Below are 17,798 nucleotides of genomic sequence, written 5' to 3'. Positions count from 1 at the left end.
TGCTCACAGCACATATAAAAGTGTGCTGAAGCTGTCAAAACAGTAGCAGACCACGCCAGTATACTGCCTTGACCATTCCTTGATTTTGTCCTGCACCTCCTGCGCAGTCTTTTGATTGCTCATATTCCAGGGTGGAGGTACCGTTACGGTAAAGTAGCCATTCTCCAGACAACTTCTGACATCTACCGGAAGATTGGAACACTGCTCATACAGTGCTGTAATCTGGCTTTTCTTCTTTTCTGCAATACGCATCTGACCCCTATCCCTTCATTCCTGTTTTTGAGCAGGCTCCGGAAGTCTTTTACACAAGAATGGGGAGAAGCGTACCGGCGCAAAATCCCGGCAGTCATTCACATAGAAGTATGTGCGTTTGCCTTGGCAGTCCAGTTCCACCACATCAGATGGAGCCAACGGACGACCTCTGTAATCTTCCGGCAAATGCTCATTAAAGTCCAGGAACAGGCGCCCCAGCACTTCCATGTCATTCTGCCCCTTTGGGCAACAGACCTCTGCGCTCCATACCGTCTGATAGGCGGCGGCAGGCGGCTGTTCATATCCAGCCTTATGTAGCGCATCCAGTCGCTTGAATGCGAATGGTACTGTCTGTGTCTCACTTAGGCAAAGCTGGTAAATGCAAAACCTCCGGAAAACTCTCTGGCTGTCCAGAATATCCTTCAGCGCCCGATTGCCCTGAGCAAGAAATATCTGATACTCTTCCTTTGTAAGCCCCAGATACTCTGTCAGGTCCAAATCTTTCTCCGCTCTGGTGTGCCAAAGCTCGACGCAGCCATCTATATAGGTAAAGTCACACTTACCGCACAGATATTGCTGCTTAAAATTCATTCTCTGCACCTCCTTTTCCTTCTGTTCTTTCTCCCGAAGGGCAAGCTGCCAATCATCAAACCCTTTATAATTCGGATTCCAGGTCAGCTGACGACATGCCATTCCATTTTTCCGGGCCATCAGATAGATCTTAGATGCCCCGTTGGAGGTCATTTGGTTACTGTACTTATCCATATCATGAGCCTCAATGATCTCCTCAGTGCCATTCTGTGCCAGCAGTGCAAACAGCGTATCCAACTGGCTTGTGTTGTTTGCGCCGGCAATCGCCGCAAAAGTCCGGTTTGTCAGGCAGTGCGAGATGTCTGCTTTCAGCAGTCCCTCAATGACATAGACCACCCGAGCAGATGGATTGCCGATAAAATGTACCGGGCTCCCGGATGTGACACCCATATTTTTGGACGAGGACGAAAACCAGATGTATTTGGCTCCTGACTTATCCGGTGGATCATCTTTTTGCTTGAGCGGACTATCCAAAAGTATCTGCAGGCCATGTATCATACCGTCGTATCCCACAGCCGGAATCAAAATCCCTGCGTTTTTTCGGTAGAAGTTCATGGTCCAGCGCCCGCTGTCATCCAGATAAAAGCCGGGCACCCCCTCCACCTTGCATCCCTGTTTCATCAGCCGCTCGGTAATGGAGCGGCAAAGGAATGGGGGTGGAGTACTCTTGAACCCAATCCGGTCGATCTGTTCATCCGACAGTCCCCGTTTTGGGGAGTGCAGATGGTTGCGGTGGGCAGGCTGAAGAGGCAGCATAGCGAGCAGCAGCGAAAGCGTTTGATGAATTTCCTGTCCGCTGGCCCGTTCTGCTTGCTGCACTGTTTTTAGTTCGCCCCTCCTCTCATATCCCGCAAGGTCGGTCTGAGTCCCCGAAACCGGGGACCCAGTGCCAGCCTGCTGGTTTCCTGCCATCTCATATCCAGAGTTCGGCCGTTCCCTGTGAAAATCGTTGCACAGGGCTTCTCCTATTTCCCAATACGCATCGGATGTAGTCGTATTGTTTAGCCGCGCATAAAGCGCAAGCATACCGCCATGCTCATCACAATAATTGCACCGCCAGACATTTTTGACGAAATTCACATTCATCTTACCGCGGCGGTCACCACAAAACGGGCAATCCACATATACACTGTTTGCCTGTCGGCGTCTGATTCGTAGATGTAGAAGTTCCACTACATCCATAATACCGAACGGAAAATCTCCTGGATATGAGTCCATCTGTTCTCCCTCCCTTCTTGGCCCCATAGATGGGGCTGCTTATCATCCGGCTTTCTGTGCGGCCATACCATCGAGCATGATCTGCGCCGCAGCACGAACGATATTGTTGGTGCTCTTGTTGCCGGGGGTGAGGTAGAATTTCAGACTCACCGGACGCTCCTTGGCAACTGTTGCCATGGTCTTTCCTTTGCTCAGACCGCTATCCACCACCACATTCTGCGCTTCTTCAAAGGTCATTACCTTCAAGATGTCTTCTACCGGAGTGCTCTCCGTATAAGAAGGCGCCATAGGCTGATCGGGTGCTTCCTGTTGGACAACAGGCGCCACAGGCAGTTCTTCCGGTTCATCCGATTGGAATACGGAGGCGGTCGGCTGCTCAGACACATCATCCTGTTTTGGACTGCTATCCAATGTAACCTCGCGGCTCGGTACCGGCAGCTCCATATTGGGAGCATTCTCCTCTACCTTGCCGGCAGGCAGTGTATCCATATTCTCCTTCTCTTCTGCAACCATCTGTTGGACAACTGGCTGTACCGGAGAAACCGGGGACTGTTCATTCTGAACCGGCTTTGCCGCAGGTTTCTGAATAGGCGCCGGACGAGCAGGCGTATTACGGCCCTCTACGGCGTTCTGAGGCGCTCTTTCCGGCCGGGCATGAACTTCCCCACCAGATTGCCGCAGCGCCGCTCCAGGGGCTTCTACGGGCCTCTTCGCCGCATTTGGCATCGGTTGCCGGATAGGAGCCGTCCCGGAAAGCGGAATACTGCTTCCAAACACCTTGCCCGTACTGTCAACAGCAACATCGGCAAACTGCAGACCGAAACCGGCATCCGACAGCGCAGCACTCAATGCCTCATCCTGGGCAGCCTGTACATAGTCAGTACCTTCTTCTGCACTATGCTGCGAGATGTAACTGCTGATGGGCTCTGCATCACTGCGGTCCAGATAGACTCTGGCCTCCATAATCGCAAGCTGTTCCGTGATTCGCAGGGTAGTCAGTTTCATGCGGCCCTGTGGGTGACGCAGACGGAACCACAGTTTCTGATAAGGCAATTCCAACTGCAGCATTTCCTCATTGGTCTTTCTGGATACCTTATGGCGCAGAAATTTGAGCGGGTCAAAGCCCGGCACCTTGTTCAGTTCTGCCACTGCCGGAATTGTTTTGTACATCATAGGCATCGGATTACTTTTTTCGTTCATGTTGGAAACTCCTTTCTGACATAAAAATAGGAGACGCCAAGTGCTATTTCTGCATCTGACCTCTCTTTTTTAACTTGCGTTCTTTAATTGTTCTTCCAACGCAGCCGGAATGGGGATACCGGCTTTCTTTGCGTAGGCTTTGAAATACATCTGAATACGCATACCCAGCAGCGTATTCCGCTTGCCGATCTCATTACGATGGATTGCCATAAACAATACCTGTTTCTGCCCAATCAGAACCACCCGCTTTTTGGCACGCGTGATTCCGGTGTAGAGCAGATTACGGTACATCATGATGGTGTGCGCTTTGAGCAGCGGCATAATAACGGTCTCATACTCAGAGCCCATAGCCTTGTGGATCGTAGTAGCATAAGCCAGATCCACATTGCTCAAATCATCTACGCCGTATTCCAGTGTTCTGCCAGCGCCAAAATCCATGCCGATTTTTTTACCCTGGTCAGTGTCCTTAATATACCGGATGAAGCCCAGATCTCCATTAGAGACCTTTTCTGTGTTCTTGGTCTGCATGATGCGGTCATTGACCCGGAATATCCTGGGGCCAAACTTGATTTCTTCCTCCGCAGAGCGGAATGGGTTGACCAATTCACGAATGGTTTCATTCAGCTGTTCCGACGATGCGGCGCCTTCTGAACGGAAAGGTGAAAGAATCTGCACATTCTCAATGCCACTCTCCTGTATCTCCAAACAATACCGTTCTGTAATCTTTTCAGCGGTGTCTTCCTGACTATCACCAGACACGAAAACAAAGTCCGGTCCATAAAACAGTTTGGTATTGCCCTCGTTGATAAATTTGGCGTTATAGGCAATCAGACTGTCCTTCGACTGACGGAAAATCTGATCCAGCACCGTTACCGGGACGATTTGGGTCTCGATGATCTCACGAAACACATTTCCGGCTCCTACGCTCGGAAGCTGATCTGGGTCGCCTACCAGTACGATTCTGGCATTTGCCTTCATGCGCTCAAAGAATTTCTCGGCAAGCCACATATCCACCATGGAAAACTCATCCACAATGATTAAATCGGCCGACAGTGGCTCTGACTTTCTGTTCCGGCTACCCTCATCCTCTTCACTGGTCAGTCCCAGACCACTGTGTAATGTTCGGGCATCCTCAAAGCCGGTACTCTCCGACATCCTGCGGCTTGCCCGACCGGTAGGCGCCATAAGAGCAATTTTGCCATCAGGGTGCAGCCGCCGGTAAACCTCAAGTATCGTCCGCAGCACTGTTGTTTTACCAGTACCAGGAGAACCCGTAATCACTGACAAGCCATGCCTAAATGCAGCATAGACCGCAGCCTCCTGCTGTGCAGACAGGCGCAGTCCCATTTCAACCTTGACCTGTTCCAGCACCGGCGCAATATGCTCTACTGGCATCTGGGTGACCAGACGCTGGGCGATCCGGCGCGCCGTTTCATCCTCTTGGGCAAACACTCTGGGAAGATAGATATTATCCTTCACGGAAACGATTGCTCCATTCAGGATCATTTCCTGCATCATATCCCTGACTTCCTGCTGATGCAGGCGAAGCTCCGGTACAGGTATCTTCTCATTGAGCAGTTTCAGCGCTGATTTCTCCAGTTCTTCAGAACTGATGTACAGATGGCCTCGTTTACTCTTGCCCTCATCCAGCGCACAAAAGACAGCCCCTTTGATACGCATGGGGTCATGGAGATCGCCCCCGCTCTTTTGTACGATTGCATCTACCCGCCGAAATCCAAAGCCGGAGATCTGGCAAAGCTCAAATGGGCTCTTTTCCAAAATCTCTACGCTGGTCGGGCCGAAATATTGATATATTTTCAATGCCGTCTTGGGAGTAATCTTAAACGGTGCCAGCAAGGTCATAATTCCTTGGAGCATACGGTTTTCTGCATAAGAAGCTTTGATGTCCTCCAATTTATTTTCCGTAATGCCCCGGATCTCCAACAACCGCTCCGGCTGGTGTTCCAGAATATCCAATGTGTCCACACCGAACCGCTCCACAATGTCTGCGGCAGTTTTGGGACCAATCCCTTTGATAAGCCCGGAGGCAAGGTAGCCCTCTACGCCGTTTTTTGTTCTGGGCACAATTTCACGCCACTGCTCCACCTGGAGCTGGACACCATACTTGCCTTTTGCCCATTCACCATCCAGTTCCAACTCTACCGCATCTGTCCGTGGAATCTCATACCCCACAGCTGTAAAGCGGATCAAATGGTCTTTGTACCGCCTGTTTGACCTGGCCTCAGCTGGCACACTCTGGTCTGCGGTTTTTACACTGATGATACAAAACTTATTGGCAGGATTATAAAAAATCGTCCCGTCGTAGGTACCAATACAATTCATCCTTTTTCACCTCACTAAGCGGCCTCCATAATCGAGGCTCTAACACTGAACCGTCTGGATTCGGATACTGTAACAAACTGCTCGTAAATATCCGGATGCTCCAGTTTCAACCGAAGCAGGTTATCCTTGTCGATGACGGACTTGCGAACAGGGGTATAGGTAACCGTATAGTTCACTCCCTCCTGCTCACAGACTGCAGTGCAGCTGGTACCCATTTCCGCAATCAACAGCGCCTTCAGACGCTGAATATCCTTGTCGATTTCTTTGGAGTACACCTCTGCATTTTTCTTTTCATCCAGAAGCCGCAAATACTGCATAAGTTTTGCAGTCATATCCAGATCGAGTGCAACGGCCGGGGCATTTTTATCTGCCGGGCCAAAGTGTTTGCGTGCGCTCTCAATAATCAAGGCCCCACTTTCTGTATAGGGCGGCGGCACATGGCGCTGGACATGGTTTTCCCAGAAATACTGCTCCAAAAAGACCATCTCAGCCTCATACTCGAAATCACGCTTGACCTCCCGGATAATAACTTCCTCCTCGTTGTTACCATACAGGCAGCAAAAGAAACATCGGTCAAGATCCGTTACTGCCATATAATGACGCCCCTGAGATTCATAGTAGACTGGAACAGTCTCCTTCCCATTCATCCACCAGTTATCTCTGGCATTATAGTTTGTGGTCTTGATCTCAAGGATCGCTGTGGTGCCATCCGGCAGTTCCACAAAGTAGTCCACATCAGCCAGCATCCAAGGATACTGTGGGTGCTGGAACATCTTTTTGATTTGGTAGACCCGATATCCGGTTTTCCGCTCGAATATCTTTGCTACCAGAGGCTCCAGCAAATGCCCCATTTCCATGGCAACCCAGTTGCCCTCATCATCTTCCACTGACGCTATGTTCAGTTTGTCGTAGTACAGATCCCTGGCTGTCCGGAATGGAGAAGTGCCAAAGATTGCTGATACATCGCTGCCGCCGATTCCACGGCGCCGGTAATCCAGCCAGTCTTCTTCTGAAAGATCTGCCGTTTCTACCAGCACCAGCGGTTCATGCCGCTTTCGTTCAGCACTATTGCTGCCAGACATATCAAATCCCCCTTCGTGATCTTCGGGGCAAAATAACTGCCCTCGCCATTGGTGCAACATTTTGGGGCCGGAGCGAAGATACTGCCTGTCTCTTCATCTTCCAGTCCGTGGAGTGTGCCGGCTTGACCCGCCGACCATTCTGCTTTCTTTTCTGCTTCACATTCATGTACATGACCTGCCTTTCTCAGTTTTGATTTATCCTTAAAGCCCTTTCAGGCTTACAGGCAATAAAAAAGCGAGAATGACAGACGGCATAAAGCCTGGCGTCCATAGTTGCCTATGAACCGATGTCATTCTCGCAATGGTGGGTAAATCCCGTAAAATAAAAAAAGCCAGCAATATACCGGCCTGAAAAGGCGCAGTGATACTACTGACACAAGTACAAAATTAACAGCGTGTGCAATGCAGTCATTACTCCGCAACACAAGCCCTAAAGCCTATGTACCCTGACGGGCAACGCACAAAAATCAATTACATTGCAATTCTAACACAATATATAGTGCTTGTCAATTCAAACATTCTATATATTGATTTTGGATTTTCTTTAAATTTTCTTTCCTCTTTGCAGAAGTTCTTTCTTCCCCGCCTATTTATAGGATGTATCGGATCATTTGGTAATACCGGATGATCCCTACGCTCTTTTAGTACCTTGACAAGTTCATAACCTCTATGGGGAGTTATACAGGAATTCTGGACAGTGTGCGATGACCACAGAAGCGCGCCCATAATCGAAGTGTTGCACAGCAGCAGCCTGAAATACACGGCAGAACCGTTCTGGCGTAGGAAATGGCCCCATTAGAGTTCTTTTGTTATTTCAATACTTCCTGACCTCAAGACCGTTTTCATTGTTTTTGTTGAAAACCTTCTTCTACAAATCGTAAGGGATCATTGTAATCGAAAAAAGGAGGACGATTATGGAGAAAAGAAAACCGAATGACCTACCGCCGGAGCAGTGCTTGGCTGTTGATACCGATACCCTTTGCAAACTGTTGTGCTGTGGAAGGCACACTGCAGTACAGATTGGGGATCTTGCCAATGCACGCATTACCATGAACACCCGTGTCCTATGGAGTGTCCAGCGTATCAAAGAATATCTTTATGATATTTCCGGCTAAATAACCATGCCAGTAAGGCGCACTACACTTTTATAATCAGGAGGTACCAGTAATGGCAAAAGTGAGAAAAGACAACAAAGGACGAAATCTTCGGCCCGGAGAAACACAACGGGCAGATGGCAGCTATATGTATGTCTACAAATTAGGCACTAAAAAGAAATATCTCTACGACTCCGATCTCGCAAGTCTTCGTGTCAAAGAAAAGCAGATCAACAAAGATAAGGATGATGGCATCCGTACTCAGGAAGCCATGAAGCTTACCCTGAATGATATGTTCAAGGTCTACATGAATAACAACATCAAACTGAAGCCCTCTACCAGAGCAAATTATCTTTACCTGTGGGACTTCTATGTGAAAGAAGAGCCTTTCGCTAACATGCCTCTTCCACAAATCCACAGAAGTGATATTCTCGCGTTTTATACCAAACTGCTGAAACACGGCTTTGCTATCAACTCACTGGAGAGCATCAACACCATTGTTCACCCTACGCTTGAAATGGCCGTGGACGACGATTACATCCGCAAAAATCCCAGCAAGGGCATTTACCGCAAGCTCAAGACGGATGGCAGCGCTCCAAAGCCTAAACGGCGGATCGCACTCACTAAAACGCAACAGCAGAATTTCCTGCGTTTTATTGCCAAGTCCCCTACATACAGCCATTGGCTCCCCATCATGACTGTGCTCCTTGGAACAGGAATGCGTGTAGCAGAATGTACCGGCATTACCAAAAGCGATATTAACTTGAGCGAAAACACAATCTCCGTCAACCACAACTTAATCTACCGGGTCATTGACGGAAAAGCCGGATTTCACATTACCACTCCCAAAACTGAGAGCGGTACACGAATTATCCCTATCCTCTATCCAGAGGTGGCCGAGCAGCTTCGCCTCCAGATTGAAACCATCGACGCATTGTATCCAGACGATCAACTGGTGTTAGGAGGAGTTCACGGTTTTGTTTTCCGCAACAGAACCGGCTCATTCATGAGCGCCCACAATATCAATCGGGCGATTGAGAGAATCAGCGTAACTTACAACATGGAGGAAATGGATCAGGCTGAACTGGAAGACCGTGAACCGGATCTGCTCCCTCATTTTAGTGTTCACAACTTGCGGCACACCTTCTGTACCCGGCTCTGCGAAAGCACCAACGATGTTAAATTCATTCAGCAAGTCATGGGGCATGCCGATTTCTCTACTACAATGGACATCTACACCCATATCACACAAGAGAATATGCAGGAGAAGGCAAAAAACATTAGTGTGAACATGAAGCTGATGTAAAAAGAAAGGCGAATCTGCATTTTATAAGCAGATCCGCCTTTCATATTGCTTCATCCGGTTTCGTAGGGTCTCGCGCAAAAGTTGTAGAAAAGTTGTAGTAACGCGATTTTTTGTAGTAAATGACCTCTTTAGTACAGCTTTGCTCCTGCCGGAATACTGTCATCCAGCATCAAAAGATTTAAGCCTTCCCGTCCGTCATACTCGTACACTGCAGAAATCAGCATACCCTCGGAATCAATACCCATCATCTTTCTCGGCGGCAGGTTTGTGATTGCCACACAGGTCTTACCAACCAGCTCTTCCGGCTCGTAATACTCGTGAATACCGCTTAAAATGGTGCGTTTCCGGTCTGTTCCGTCATTCAGTGTGAATTTCAAGAGCTTCTTGGACTTCGGCACTGCCTCACAGGCTTCGATCTTAACCACTCTGAAATCAGACTTGCTGAATGTCTCAAAGTCTACATCATCTGCAAACAAAGGCTCGATTTTCACCTTGGAAAGATCAATCTGTACGCTTGGCGCGGACACAGTTGCATCCTCTGCAGAACCATTTACCGCTGCTTTTTCGGCTTTGTTTTCAGCCCGCTTTGGTTCCAGGGTCTTCATTGTCGGGACGAAAGCAACCATCTTTTCAATCCGTCCTAAACCTCCTCATATCTCATAACAGGTCTAAACAGCGTTTCTTCCGGAATCGCTATATCCCTATAAATTCGTGCTGTTTTTCGGTGGATTGGAGTACAAATTGGTGTAAATGGTGTATAAGCTTTTTATCATCGTCTCCGAAATATTCCTTACTCGTCTGACACTTTATTATACTCGCTTTTGAAATATGAGTCAAGACCTTCAAATTCGGACTGCCGAAGCTCCTTCGTTACATCGGTATAGATATTAAGCGTTGTTGAAATATCCTTATGACCAAGCGTGTCTTGAATGACCTTGACATTCACGCCCGCTTCGCACATTCTCGTCGTAAATGTATGTCTTAATGAATGGCAGCTAAAATGCGGAAGCAGCACTTCGGGATTTTCGTTCTTCAAAAACTGCTCATCATTACAGTCACGAATTATGCGGCGGATTGCTTTATTGAGCGTTCCCTGATGTTGTGGATTGCCGAAGCGATTGATAAAAATGAAATCTGTGTATCCGTCAATGGTAGCGGTACAATGAAGATCGAGCAGCTCCTGCCTTTCCTTTTCCATTATAATTGCCTCTTTCACAAAACTGAGCATTGGCACTTTTCTTTTTCCAGCCGGAGTTTTCGGCGTATTGACATTAAAATAGCAGCCTTTTTTGCTTCCATCGGTGCGGTGGTCATAGTAAACCAAAGTATGATTTACATCAATAACACCGTTCTCAAGATCGACATCACACCATCTTAATCCGGTAAGTTCTCCGACTCGAAGCCCTGTTCCTACCAAAACCGCAAAGATTGGATACCAATATTGTGCGGCGGGAGTATTTTTCAAATAGCTTAAAAGCAACTCCTGTTCGGGACGGGTTAAAGCTCTGCGCTTTTCTGTCTTAAAGCAATGTGCTTGCTTCAACTCTAAGTACATTATCTGACGGATTATTCCTTATGTAATCATCGTCAACAGCCATATCCAAAATCTGATGTAAAACCGTATGGATACTGTCAATGGTCGAAGGTTTTAACTGGCGCTCGTCTGTAAGGTAATTATAAAACCTCTTTATGTCTGTTTTTTTCAACGATGAAACTGTCTTTGAGCCTATTTGATGACGGACAAAGGTTTCATACATATATTTATAATTCTCAAAGGTGTTGTTCTTCAGCCCTCGCTTCAGCTCCTTCCAAAGCTCATAGACCTCGTTGACCGTCGTATATCGGGCTTCGGTTTTAATGCCATCGCTCTTATCCTTTTTAATCTGTTCTTCCTTATAGCGCAATTCATCAAGCGTCTTGGCATATACGCAAAACCTCTTATGATTACTGTCAGTCCACCGGAATTGATAAGTTCCGTCAGCCCTTTGCGATTCGCCTGTCCGAAGCACGGCTCTCGACTTGTCTTTTCTTTTTGTTCTCGGCATAATTCTCTCTCCTCCTATATGCGAAACTGCTTATCAAGATAATCAATGAACGCTTCTCGGATCACACAGATTTGTGTGCCGTTATTTACCGTGAAAGGACAATTCCCTTGTGAAATGATTTGGCGGATTTTTGCCCTTCCGATTCCGGTGTATGCGGCAGCTTCTTCAACGGTTAAAATCGTTTTCGTCCAAAACGGTGTGTTTTCCGACCTCTTTTGGAGTTCACTTCTGTAAGCTAAAATTTTTTCGTCCATACAACCTCCATCATATTGAATACATTTGCTCAATGTATTCATCAAAAATCCTGCGCTTAATCATTCTCCGATTGCCTACCCACAGTACAAACGGACAATCGGCAAGGCTCGTCATTTCATAAAGCTTATCCCTGCCTATTCCCGTATACTCTGCCGCTTCTTCTATCGTCAAATAAGGTTTTACCCAAATTGGAACAGCAGCTACACGCCTGTTGGAACTGCCTGTTTCAGTCAGTTTATTATCCATTAGCTTGTCCTCCTCTCAGACGGAATATTGTGTTTCGAGATAATCCTCGAATTGTTTTCTTTTAATCAACCGCTTTGTTCCATTCCATAGGACAAAGGGACAGTTTTTTTGATTTGAAATTTCTTTAATTTTAGATACGCCTATTCCTGAGTATTCGGCGGCTTCTTCCACCGTTAAATTCATTTTCTTCCACAACGGGACTCTCGACATATCCGGATCGTTCTTTTTGTTGAGCATATTGCTGTACCTCCTTGCTTTTGGTAGTTACAGCATAGCCAATGTCCTGCGATAAGCCAATTATGCGAATCGGCTCATCGCAGGCTTGACTTTTTCATTAAATTGAGTATTGCCGCTCTATATACTCATCAAAAACTTTTCGCTTAATCATTCTCCGGCTACCTATCCATAAGACAAATGGGCAATCCTCACTTTCTGTCATCTCATAAAGTTTCGCCATTCCAATACCGGAATAGGCTGCGGCTTCTTCAATCGACAGATTTGCCTTGCACCATATAGGAATGTCAAACTTCCGTTTCCTTTCCCTGTTTTGCGACATCCCTATACCCCTTTCCCTTTGAAAGAGGTGCGTTTGTCATAAACGATATAATCCCAACCTCTATCATTGCACTTATCACAAGTGCCTTTACTTTTAGCGAAAGGATCAAGGCGTCTGACAACATAGTTCGGATTGCGAAAATAGTCGTTTAAGCATTTCGGACACAGGCAGCGAATGTCGCCGATCCTGTCAGTGTTGTAAAGCCATAGACCAAATGTTTTTTTCAAGGCTGCGTTAATCTGTCTCCAAAGGCGCTCATCATCAACAAAGCCAATATACTCTGTCAAATCATCTTTATTCACAGTCTGTATTTGCTCAAGCAACACCATTGAAGGCTTCATCAGACCAAAACCCTCGCCTAAAATAATGTGGGACGGCAAATACCTCTTTTTTATTACACTCGTAATGGACGCAACAATAACAGTAGGCGCATTCGCATTGAAATTGTCTGCCTGAATTACCAGCACAGGTCTTACACCTGATTGGATAGAGCCGATTCTTGTGCCAAAATCGTAGGAAAATATATCTCCACGCCTGATTTCTGTTTTCTTCATTTTATGTATAACCTCTCTGTTCATTGAGTTTTGAAAGCGCATTTCATATCCGGAATAGAAATACCCCTTCACTCATTTGGACAAAGGGGTGCGAAATGCACACCCAAAATCAGAGGTTTTCATAAAATTTTTTGAAATTATTTATTGCGGCAGCGATTGACTTGTCTACGGAGCTATAATTTATGCCCTCCTCTTTCGCAATTTTCCTTGAACTAATCCCAAGCAAAACGGATTTAAGAAGGCGCTCCCTTTGAACAGGTTGCAGCATACTTAACGCTTGTATTACCTTAGAAAGTTCTAATTGTCGTAGCTTTTCTTTTTCTTCCTCGATCTGTTCCTCCTCCGCTTTATCAAACGGATCAATAAATGGGGCGATAGATTTCGGATGGAACTGCTCAAAAATATCATCTTCATAACCGTATACATCTATCGTCCTTTTGCTGCGCTTTTCATATTTATCATTATTTCTATGTGATTCACTAATCACTTCTCCCTGTGCCATTGACAGAAGTATAAAAGGCGTATACCTGCTGATGACATCAGGGTACTTATCCCACAATGCTTCTTCGGACAGCTCCGTTATAATTGCCCATTTTTCCATTCCAGTGAAACCACTATACTCATACCGAAGGTTGATGAGTTTACAATCCTGTGCAAATAATTCTTCCTGCTTGTTTACTGTAAGTTTTTTCATTTCCGTAATCTCCTTAAATTTGGAATTTTTGATATATAAGGTCACAATCAAAAACTCCGGAGATCACGGATACCTACATACAAACGCCTGCCATACTGTGATAGACATAAAGCTCCCTTTCCGCTTGACAAAAGCGAAAAGGGCTGCACAAAAAAAGCAGCTATAACATTCAAGCCCGAAGGCTGAAAGCTATAACTGCTTCTTCAAAACACATATTCAATTCGTTTTGCCTAAGCTGCTGTATTGCCGCCTAAAAGATATTCAACCAGCATTTGAAAATCAAGAAAAATTCTCAAAGCTTTAGGCATACTAATTGTAACAGATTTGCTTTTTCGTATCATCGGCAAAACTGCGCCAATTTTCTGCCATTTTGTTTTCAGCCTCGTTCCGTAAACGAAAGCCGTTCTTCGGGCAGCATACACAGTGTAGCATACGCAAGGTCGGACATTCAGTAGGGATTTCGTCGGACTTTAGTCGGACAAGCCTTCATTTGAAAAAATCGGGAATATCGTCGCTTTCATCAGCTCCCTTCATATTGAAGATTCCTTTGAAGCACGGAATCGCATATCCCCACAGGGACACGCCAAGGAGCAAAATCGCTTCCCGTTTCCGGTCGTAAAAGGTACTGCGCTCCATATTCAAGAGATCGAGCAGCTCGCTCTCTGTATACCGAAACGCCGTTAGGTAGCTTTTCGATATGATCTCGTGGTACAGCCTGCCGTTGTTATGGTAGTCATATATTTTCGCCATAGCGGTATCAATCAGGTCAACCATCCACTTGTTCTCAAATAAAGCACTGATACGGCTCTCAAACTCCTGCTTCTCGGTATCCGGCGCAAACAGCTCCAAGTAGACAAGGGCGCTGTCCAGTTCCTCTCCGTAATATACCAGCTCCTCATTCACACGGGCAGATTCGCTCAGTGTGATCCAGACCACATCACGGTATACACTGAGAAGCAATTTTGTTTTAGAGAATATATCCGATTGATTCAAATTAAGCTGCTCGTACATTTTGCGAATGCTTTTCGCAGCGAGTGTATCTTTCCGTCCCATCTGTTCGCCTCAATCCTTAAAACGGGTATCATTTGTTGGTAGATAAAAGTTCAAGCTAATTTTTTGAACTCCCTTGACAAAACACGCAAGTTAAGGTATTATGTATACGCAACTTACTTGCGTATTGACATTATACGAAATTTACTTGCGCTTGTCAATACAGATACGCAAGATATTTTCAAATCAGGTCGAATAATTTGGAGGTCAGATGAAATGAAATTCTGTGAAAAGGTAAAAGAAGCCCGCACGAAGGCAGGCTTAAAGCAAGATGAGTTTGCAAAAGCAATCGGCGTTTCTCTGCGGACAGTATCGAATTATGAGGCTGGCACCCGCTATCCGAAAAAAAGGGAAACCTATTATAAGATGGCGGAAGTCCTGAAGGTCGATGTCAACTATCTGCTTACAGATGATGAGGAATTTTTGCTGAACGCCGAATCTAAATATGGACGCAATGGCGCAAGACAGGCAAAGGAGCTTATGGCAGAAGTTACAGGACTTTTTGCAGGCGGCGAACTTGCAGATGAGGATTTGGACGAGATGATGAAAGGCATTCAGGAAGCGTACTGGATCGCCAAAGAGAAGAATAAAAAGTACACTCCCAAAAAATATAGAAAATAGCGCTTGATGTCCTCTTTTTCGGACAGTGCATTTGATAAGATATACTTACCGACAGTAGAATGGGGGTGTTTGCTCTTGGATATTCAGACTTTGGAGATTGTTAGAAAGGCAAATCGGCTGACAAATGAGCTTGGCACAAACGATCCACATAAAATCGCACGAGAACTGGGGATAGAAGTTATCCCGTTATCGTTCAAGAAGCAGCGAGGGGCATACAAGGTTTTAATGCGTAACCGCTTTATCTTTATAAAAGACGATCTGCACCCTGTAATGGAGCGTATCGTAATGCTGCACGAGATCGGACACGACGCATTACATAGAGAAGAAGCGGTCAAGGCTGGCGGCTTCAAGGAATTTAATATTTTCGATATGCGGCAAAGCCGAATGGAATACGAGGCAAACATCTTTGCTTCTCAAATCTCCCTGCCTGACGATGAAATACTGGAATATATCGAAAACGGGTATGATATTCAGCAGATCGCACGGGCAATGCACTCGGACATAAACTTGGTCGCATTGAAAACGGATACGCTAATTGCACAGGGCTATCGTTTCCGTCATCAGGAATACCGCAATCAATTTTTGAAATAGATAACTGGAGGGTATAAAGATGTTGATGAATAATAACGAGTATCTTGATTTGGTGCAAACTATCAAACAGGAAATTCAGCAGGCGCAGTACAAAGCTACTTTAAGTGTAAATAAAGAGCTGATTATGCTGTATTACAATATCGGAAAAATCATAAACGAGCATAAATCTTGGGGCAATAAATTTATTGAAAATCTGGCGGCTGATATTAAGCTCTTGTTCCCGAACGCAAAGGGCTATTCTGTTCGCAACCTTAAAAATATATGTCAAAATTTGCAAGCACTTATCCTGATGAGCAATTTGTGCAGACGGTGTCTGCACAAATTCCGTGGTCGCACAATGTTGCAATCTTGGATAAGGTTAAAGGAGAAAAGCAAAGAGAGTGGTATATACGAAAGACCGCAGAAAATGGCTGGTCGCATAATGTCTTGATTCATCAGATTGAAAGCGGCTTGTATGAACGGCAGGCTATTGCTGATAAAATTTCAAACTTTGAAAGCCGACTTGCTTCGCCGCAGAGTGAGCTTGCCGTACAAACAATGAAAGATCCATACATTTTTGATTTTATCCCTTTCAAGGAAGATATGGTAGAACGGGATATAGAGCAGGCTCTTGTTCAGGATGTAACGAAGCTGCTTTTAGAGTTGGGAACGGGATTTGCGTTTCTCGGCAATCAATATCATCTCAATGTCGGCGGCGATGATTTTTACATTGATCTTCTGTTCTACAACCTTAATCTTCGCTGCTATGTTGTGATTGAGCTGAAAACCGGAGAATTTAAGCCGGAATATGCTGGACAGCTTAACTTTTATCTCTCAGCCGTTGACGGGATTTTGAAAAAGGATAATGACAATCCTTCTATCGGTCTGTTGCTGTGCAAAAGCAAAAACGCATTAGTCGCTGAATATGCCTTAAAAGATATGTCAAAGCCAATCGGTGTCAGCGAATACAAAGTTACAAGTGAGCTTCCTGAAGCTTTGAGCAAACAGCTCCCGTCTGTGGAAGATATACAAAAGCATATCAAAAGAGACTAAAATATCGAAAAGCTGAAAGCCGCAGAGCTATATATCGAAGTCCTGCGGTTTTCATTCTTTTCACTACTCAATGTTATGCTAAAAAATGGGGAAATAAAATTGATAACGCTTTTATGCTCAATGCGACAATACGGAATGGCAAATTAAATGGCGAGTTAAATGGCGACAATGGCAAAGTAGATGGCGAATTAAATCCAGCTCTGCTTTATCTGAACAAGAGTGAATTAGCGGTTTATCGAACATTCCAAAGTATTAGGCATAGCACAAAGATTTATCGGATTTGTTCTTGCTTTTGCAATCATTCCACAACCACCTTCAATGAGCCGCAAAAATCATTGCCTTCTAAAGTAAGATAGTTGTCGCCTTCATCAAGGGTAACGGAATATGTTCCGTTTTTACTTGTATCGGCAATCACTTTTTCCTCGCCCTTATCAAGCCAGTAAAGCCTTGCCGTGCCGGAATCAACCGTCAACTCGTAAGTTACAGTAAGCTCACTTCCTTTATCCCGTTCTAACGCAGTACCTCCAAAGATATATTCTTTATCATTGAAATCCTCATAATCTGCTGTATAGGAGCCGGTATAGGTATCTTCCCCTTTGGTCTTATCGCCCTGCAAATCTTTTTCGTCCGTAAGGGCATATTTGCTGAAATGCTGGAGCATATCATTAAAGCCGTTTATAACACTATCTTTCAGATTGTCGCCGCTGCACCCCGTAATGGTAAAGACTAAACATAAGGAGAGCAGTGCAGCAGTCAGAATTTTTATTTTTTTCATATCATCACCCGCCAATCCTCGTTACAATATTCATACCGATAATTGCGATTGCGCCAACCGCATAAATGCTGTTAATCACGACACATACCTGCATAAGTTTGGATTTTACTTTTCCTTTGGTATAGCTGAGAATGGAAAAGATACCTGAAAAAATCATAAAGGCGGCGTAACTGTAAACCATAATCTCCGCTACCGGGGATTCCAGCGCCCAATCAAAGGTACGCAGTGGCAGGATCGTCCACGGGATAAAGAGCATAATGGTAGAAATCGCAGTTAAAATTTTGTTTTTCATT

The 17,798-nt window shown here is 45.5% G+C and carries 22 protein-coding genes; 6 read left to right on the top strand and 16 right to left on the bottom strand.

Annotated elements, in window-relative coordinates; all coding sequences use genetic code 11:
• Positions 1-267 precede the first annotated feature (267 nt).
• The 4 genes from LKD37_RS00555 to LKD37_RS00540 form a co-directional block, all read right to left on the bottom strand.
• Positions 268-2,061, bottom strand: a complete 1,794-nt coding sequence (locus LKD37_RS00555; protein ID WP_029465841.1) for a YodL domain-containing protein — start codon at positions 2,059-2,061, stop codon at positions 268-270.
• 42 nt (positions 2,062-2,103) lie between these two features.
• A complete protein-coding gene (locus LKD37_RS00550) occupies positions 2,104-3,261 on the bottom strand; it encodes a hypothetical protein (protein ID WP_154256118.1) in 1,158 nt (385 codons plus the stop codon).
• Between the two features lie 69 nt (positions 3,262-3,330).
• Complete coding sequence (recD2, locus tag LKD37_RS00545) at positions 3,331-5,604, bottom strand: SF1B family DNA helicase RecD2 (protein WP_006874383.1); 2,274 nt, start codon at positions 5,602-5,604, stop codon at positions 3,331-3,333.
• Between the two features lie 14 nt (positions 5,605-5,618).
• Entirely contained in the window at positions 5,619-6,686 is a 1,068-nt protein-coding gene (locus LKD37_RS00540; protein ID WP_029465836.1) for a YqaJ viral recombinase family nuclease, read from the bottom strand.
• A 914-nt stretch (positions 6,687-7,600) separates the two neighbouring features.
• Here LKD37_RS00540 and LKD37_RS00535 point away from each other — a divergent pair.
• Positions 7,601-7,801: a hypothetical protein gene (locus LKD37_RS00535; RefSeq protein WP_003501914.1), complete on the top strand. Its 201-nt coding sequence runs from the start codon at positions 7,601-7,603 to the stop codon at positions 7,799-7,801.
• A 52-nt stretch (positions 7,802-7,853) separates the two neighbouring features.
• Positions 7,854-9,086 carry a site-specific integrase gene (locus LKD37_RS00530; RefSeq protein ID WP_006874387.1) on the top strand — a complete coding sequence of 411 codons (1,233 nt, stop codon included), beginning with the start codon at positions 7,854-7,856 and terminating at the stop codon, positions 9,084-9,086.
• Between the two features lie 128 nt (positions 9,087-9,214).
• On the opposite strand, the gene LKD37_RS00525 is transcribed toward LKD37_RS00530, so the two are convergent.
• The 10 genes from LKD37_RS00525 to LKD37_RS00485 all read right to left on the bottom strand — a co-directional run bounded on the left by LKD37_RS00525 (position 9,215) and on the right by LKD37_RS00485 (position 14,489).
• Entirely contained in the window at positions 9,215-9,691 is a 477-nt protein-coding gene (locus LKD37_RS00525) for a methionine--tRNA ligase (RefSeq protein WP_148336044.1), read from the bottom strand.
• A 185-nt stretch (positions 9,692-9,876) separates the two neighbouring features.
• Positions 9,877-10,629, bottom strand: coding sequence for a site-specific integrase (locus LKD37_RS17810; RefSeq protein ID WP_441447805.1), 753 nt, complete (start codon positions 10,627-10,629; stop codon positions 9,877-9,879).
• Entirely contained in the window at positions 10,607-11,131 is a 525-nt protein-coding gene (locus LKD37_RS17805; protein ID WP_431833255.1) for an integrase DNA-binding domain-containing protein, read from the bottom strand. The genes LKD37_RS17810 and LKD37_RS17805 overlap by 23 nt, the downstream gene beginning before the upstream one ends.
• Before the next feature lie 14 nt (positions 11,132-11,145).
• The gene (locus LKD37_RS00515; RefSeq protein WP_015518031.1) at positions 11,146-11,385 is read right to left on the bottom strand and encodes an excisionase; all 240 of its coding nucleotides are present in this window, start codon (positions 11,383-11,385) and stop codon (positions 11,146-11,148) included.
• A gap of 10 nt (positions 11,386-11,395) precedes the next feature.
• Positions 11,396-11,632: an excisionase gene (locus LKD37_RS00510; RefSeq protein WP_015518030.1), complete on the bottom strand. Its 237-nt coding sequence runs from the start codon at positions 11,630-11,632 to the stop codon at positions 11,396-11,398.
• Between the two features lie 15 nt (positions 11,633-11,647).
• Positions 11,648-11,869, bottom strand: a complete 222-nt coding sequence (locus LKD37_RS00505; protein ID WP_015518029.1) for an excisionase — start codon at positions 11,867-11,869, stop codon at positions 11,648-11,650.
• 97 nt (positions 11,870-11,966) lie between these two features.
• Complete coding sequence (locus LKD37_RS00500) at positions 11,967-12,188, bottom strand: excisionase (RefSeq protein ID WP_015518028.1); 222 nt, start codon at positions 12,186-12,188, stop codon at positions 11,967-11,969.
• Between the two features lie 2 nt (positions 12,189-12,190).
• Complete coding sequence (locus LKD37_RS00495) at positions 12,191-12,742, bottom strand: type II toxin-antitoxin system PemK/MazF family toxin (RefSeq protein WP_118670906.1); 552 nt, start codon at positions 12,740-12,742, stop codon at positions 12,191-12,193.
• 109 nt (positions 12,743-12,851) lie between these two features.
• A complete protein-coding gene (locus LKD37_RS00490; protein ID WP_302927509.1) occupies positions 12,852-13,436 on the bottom strand; it encodes an RNA polymerase sigma factor sigma-70 region 4 domain-containing protein in 585 nt (194 codons plus the stop codon).
• 486 nt (positions 13,437-13,922) lie between these two features.
• Positions 13,923-14,489, bottom strand: a complete 567-nt coding sequence (locus LKD37_RS00485; protein WP_243100309.1) for a hypothetical protein — start codon at positions 14,487-14,489, stop codon at positions 13,923-13,925.
• A 213-nt stretch (positions 14,490-14,702) separates the two neighbouring features.
• Here LKD37_RS00485 and LKD37_RS00480 point away from each other — a divergent pair, with 213 nt between their 5' ends.
• The 4 genes from LKD37_RS00480 (at position 14,703) to LKD37_RS00470 (ending at position 16,730) form a co-directional block, all read left to right on the top strand.
• Entirely contained in the window at positions 14,703-15,107 is a 405-nt protein-coding gene (locus LKD37_RS00480) for a helix-turn-helix domain-containing protein (protein WP_015518025.1), read from the top strand.
• A gap of 75 nt (positions 15,108-15,182) precedes the next feature.
• Positions 15,183-15,698, top strand: a complete 516-nt coding sequence (locus LKD37_RS00475) for an ImmA/IrrE family metallo-endopeptidase (RefSeq protein ID WP_227700735.1) — start codon at positions 15,183-15,185, stop codon at positions 15,696-15,698.
• A 19-nt stretch (positions 15,699-15,717) separates the two neighbouring features.
• A complete protein-coding gene (locus LKD37_RS17800; RefSeq protein ID WP_441447800.1) occupies positions 15,718-16,128 on the top strand; it encodes a DUF1016 N-terminal domain-containing protein in 411 nt (136 codons plus the stop codon).
• Positions 16,020-16,730 (top strand): PDDEXK nuclease domain-containing protein, encoded by a 711-nt coding sequence (locus tag LKD37_RS00470; RefSeq protein WP_431833257.1) that lies wholly within the window; start codon positions 16,020-16,022, stop codon positions 16,728-16,730. The genes LKD37_RS17800 and LKD37_RS00470 overlap by 109 nt, the downstream gene beginning before the upstream one ends.
• A 298-nt stretch (positions 16,731-17,028) precedes the next feature.
• Here LKD37_RS00470 and LKD37_RS00465 read toward each other — a convergent pair whose 3' ends face one another.
• Together LKD37_RS00465 and LKD37_RS00460 are read right to left on the bottom strand one after the other, a co-directional pair.
• Entirely contained in the window at positions 17,029-17,505 is a 477-nt protein-coding gene (locus LKD37_RS00465) for a hypothetical protein (protein WP_118670908.1), read from the bottom strand.
• A gap of 4 nt (positions 17,506-17,509) precedes the next feature.
• Complete coding sequence (locus tag LKD37_RS00460) at positions 17,510-17,797, bottom strand: hypothetical protein (protein ID WP_015518022.1); 288 nt, start codon at positions 17,795-17,797, stop codon at positions 17,510-17,512.
• Position 17,798 lies beyond the last annotated feature (1 nt).

The organism is Brotocaccenecus cirricatena, from assembly GCF_020687045.1.
Classification (GTDB): domain Bacteria; phylum Bacillota; class Clostridia; order Oscillospirales; family Oscillospiraceae; genus Vescimonas; species Vescimonas cirricatena.
The sequence above is the reverse complement of the archived record's forward strand: the minus strand, read 5'-3'. Positions and strand labels throughout refer to the sequence as shown.